The 3,395-nt window shown below is 70.3% G+C and carries 3 protein-coding genes; 1 reads left to right on the top strand and 2 read right to left on the bottom strand.

The window, feature by feature from the left end; genetic code table 11:
- A partial coding sequence (locus tag A9O63_RS21420) for an AMP-binding protein (RefSeq protein WP_069333678.1) occupies window positions 1–1,227 on the top strand: 1,227 nt, incomplete at its 5' end.
- Window positions 1,228–1,267: 40 nt separating this feature from the next.
- On the opposite strand, the gene A9O63_RS21415 is transcribed toward A9O63_RS21420, so the two are convergent.
- Complete coding sequence (locus A9O63_RS21415) at window positions 1,268–2,077, bottom strand: enoyl-CoA hydratase/isomerase family protein (RefSeq protein WP_069333677.1); 810 nt, start codon at window positions 2,075–2,077, stop codon at window positions 1,268–1,270.
- A gap of 13 nt (window positions 2,078–2,090) precedes the next feature.
- Window positions 2,091–3,104, bottom strand: a complete 1,014-nt coding sequence (locus A9O63_RS21410) for an MDR family oxidoreductase (protein ID WP_069333676.1) — start codon at window positions 3,102–3,104, stop codon at window positions 2,091–2,093.
- Between the last annotated feature and the right edge of the window lie 291 nt (window positions 3,105–3,395).

Genomic DNA, 3,395 nt, shown 5'->3' with positions numbered 1-3,395 from the left:
GCCGGCGGGCCGGCGCTCGCCCTGACGGACCTGCCCGAGGCGCCCGCCGCCCCCGACCGTCCGGGCGCGCCGCAGGACTGGACGGCCATCTTTTTCACCTCGGGCAGCACGGGCGCGGCCAAGGGCGTGCCGATCACCCGGGGGATGATCTCCTCCTGTCAGGCGGCCTATGCCGTGGCCTGGCCCTTTCTGGCGGAAGAGCCGCCGGTCCTGATCGACTGGATGCCCTGGAACCATGTGTTCGGCGGCCTCGACAATCTGTTCAAGATCGTCTGGAACGGCGGCAGCCTCCATCTTGCGCCGCCGCCCTCGGCCGAGGGGATGGGCGCGATGCTGGATCTGATGGCCGAGGTGCGGCCCAGCCTGTCGATCGGCGTACCTCTGGGGCTGAAGCTCCTGATGGATGCCTGGGACGCCCAGCCCGACCGGGTGGCCCAAGGCTGTGCCGCGCTGCGCCATATCTTCTTTGCCGGCGCCGCGATGGATCCCGCGCTCTGGGACCGGCTCGCGGGCTTTCGCGATGCGCTGGCCGGCCGCTACGGCCACCGGATCGCGGTCCTGTCGGGCTATGGCGCCACCGAGGCGGGATCGACCATGTGCCTCGTGCCGGGCGACATCGCCGCGCCCGGCGTGCTGGGCTGGCCGCTGCCGGGGCACGAGGTGGCGCTGGTCGAGACGGATGGTCTGTCGGAGATCCGGTTCCGCGGCCCCAATCTCGCGCCCTGCTATCTGGGCGAGGACGGGCCCTTTCCGCTGCCTCTGGATGCCGACGGCTATTACCGCACCGGCGACGCGGGCCTTCTGGCCCCCGACCCCGCGGGCCAGCCGATGCTGCGCTTCGACGGACGGCTGGCCGAGGATTTCAAGCTCTCGAGCGGGATCAAGGTGCGGGCGGGCCTCCTGCGCGGCCGGATCCTCGGCCGACTCGGGCCGCTCGCCTCGGATCTGGTGCTGGGGGGCGCGGGGGGCGACGGGCTGGTGGCGCTGATCCTTGCGGCGCCGGGGGCCGAGGTCCGGGCCATCGCCGCGGCGCTGGACGGGTGGAACCGGGACAATCCCGGCAGCTCCACCGCCATCCGCCGCTTCGCGCTTGCCGATTTCACCCCATCGGCGGAAGAGGGCGAGGTCTCGGCCAAGGGCCAGCTGGTGGCCTCGCGCCTGCATCGCACGCGCTCCGGCCTCTTCGCCGACCTGATGGCGGACCGGATCGGCGAGGTGCCCCGCTGACGGGGACATGGCCCGAGGGCCGCAGGAGCAGCCCGGAGGGTCAGTCGAGATCGCGGAAGGGCGCCTCGCGCTCTTCCAGAAAGCCCTTGAGGCTCTTTTCCTTAAGCACCCGCATCCAGTAGGCGCCTTCCTCGGTCGCATGCAGGATTGCGGTCGTCTCGCGATTGTAGCTCCACGAGCTTTCGAGGCCCGCCGTCTGCTGCTGGTGGTTCAGCGCGGCCTTGGCATATTTGATCGCCGTGCCGGGCATCCGGGCGCATTTGCGCGCCAGCCGCTCGGCCTCGGGCATCAGCTGGTCGCGCGGGACGGCCTTGTTCACCAGATGGATGCGATGGGCCTCGCGCCCGTCGATCAGATCGCCCGTATACATCAGGTGGCGCGCATGGATCATCGGCACGGTCCAGGGCAGCATCAGCGTGGGCGGCGCCGAGACATGGCGCACCTCTGGCTCGCCCAGAAGCGCATCCTCGGCCGCGATGGTCATGTCGCAGCACATCATGAGCTCGAGCCCGCCCGCCAGCGCGTAGCCGTTCACCGCCGCGATGATCGGGATCGGCGCCTCGCGGATCAGGCGCAGGCGGCGCATGTTCTCGCCGATGTCGTTGCGCCACTGGTCGGCGGTCATCTCGAAATCCTCGCCCCCCAGATCGAAGCCCGAGGACCAGGCCCGCCCCGCGCCCGTCAGGATCACGGCGCGCACCTCGGGATCCTTCACCGCGCGCAGGATGGCGGCCTCCAGCGCATCGCCGAGCGCCTGATTCATGGCGTTCATCTTGTCGGGGCGGTTCATCGTCAGCGTGACGAAGGCATCCACCGGATCCTTCTGCCACAGGATGAGATCCTCGCTCATGGCGCGTCCTTTCTCAGGCGATTTCGATGACATGGCGGCCGCGCGTCTCGCCCTTGACGATGGAAGCGGCCAGCGCGGGCAGGTCCGCCATCGGCGAGACGGTGGTCAGGGCGGCAAGCTGGGCGCGGTCGAGATGGGCATTGAGGAACGCCCAGGCCCGGTCGCGCTTCGCCGCAGGCGCCATGACGGAATCGATGCCGATGAGCGCCACGCTGCGCAGGATATGCGGCATGACCGAGGCCGGCAGATCCGCGCCGCCCGCAAGGCCGCAGGCCGCGACGGCCCCGCCATAGACCGTCTGCGCCAGCACATTGGCGAGCGTGTGGCTGCCCACCGTATCCACCGCCCCGGCCCAGCGTTCGGCCTGCAGCATCTTGCCCGGCTCGGAGAGCGCGCTGCGGGCCACGAAGTCCGAGGCGCCGAGGCCCCGCAGGAAGTCGTGCTGGCTCTCGCGGCCCGTGGAGGCCACCACCCGGTAGCCGCGCGCGGCCAGAAGCGCCACCGCCACGCTGCCCACGCCGCCGGCCGCCCCCGTCACCAGCACCTCGCCCTGGCCGGGCGCGATGGTGCCCCAGTCTTCCAGCGCGAGCACGCAGAGCGCGGCCGTATAGCCCGCGGTGCCGATGGCCATGGCTTCGGCGGGCGAGAAGCCCTCGGGCAGGCGGGTCAGGTGGCCCGCCTTCACGCTCTGATAGCGGCTGTAGCCGCCCCATTCGGTCTCGGACAGGCCCCAGCCGTTCACGATCACCGCGTCGCCCGGCTGCCATTCCGGCACCTTCGAGCGCACGACCCGTCCGGCGAGGTCGATCCCCGCCACCATCGGCAGGCGGCGCGCGATGCGTCCCTTGCCGCTGACCGCCAGCCCGTCCTTGTAGTTCAGGCTGGAGTGGCTCACCTCGACCAGCACGTCATTGTCGGGCAGGTCGGCGAGCGTCAGCCGCTCGAACCCCGCGCGGGGCTTTCCGTCGGCGTCGCGGATCACGAGTGCGGAAAAGTCCGCGATGTCCTTGGTGGGATCGGCTGTCATCTCTTGCTCCACTCTCAGGGGATGCCCGTTTTGCAGGCATTCCCGATCTCCCTATTTCCATATTGAAATATCTCTTTGACTCTGATTGCAACCGAAATAACCTGCCGCGGGAGACAGGAGGCAGCGGCCGCCCGGCGGACCGCGATTGCCATATGCCTCCCCGCCAGCAGGAGACGACCCTTGTGCCAGCCTGAGCCCGCCCTGCCGCCCCTGCCCGCGGCGCTGCGCGCCCATCTCCTCATGATCCCGAGGAACGATTGGGAGCGGATGCGACGCTACGAGCGGGCGGCA

The organism is Cereibacter johrii (assembly GCF_001720585.1).
GTDB classification, from domain to species: Bacteria; Pseudomonadota; Alphaproteobacteria; order Rhodobacterales; family Rhodobacteraceae; genus Cereibacter_A; species Cereibacter_A johrii.
Note: the sequence above shows the minus strand (reverse complement) of the source record. Positions and strands in the feature narration are given on the sequence as shown.

What these genes read in the sequence shown, in the direction of transcription:
- A9O63_RS21410 (WP_069333676.1), bottom strand. Translation starts at nt 3,104, where the DNA reads ATGACAGCCGATCCCACCAAGGACATCGCGGACTTTTCCGCACTCGTG.
- A9O63_RS21415 (WP_069333677.1), bottom strand. Translation starts at nt 2,077, where the DNA reads ATGAGCGAGGATCTCATCCTGTGGCAGAAGGATCCGGTGGATGCCTTC.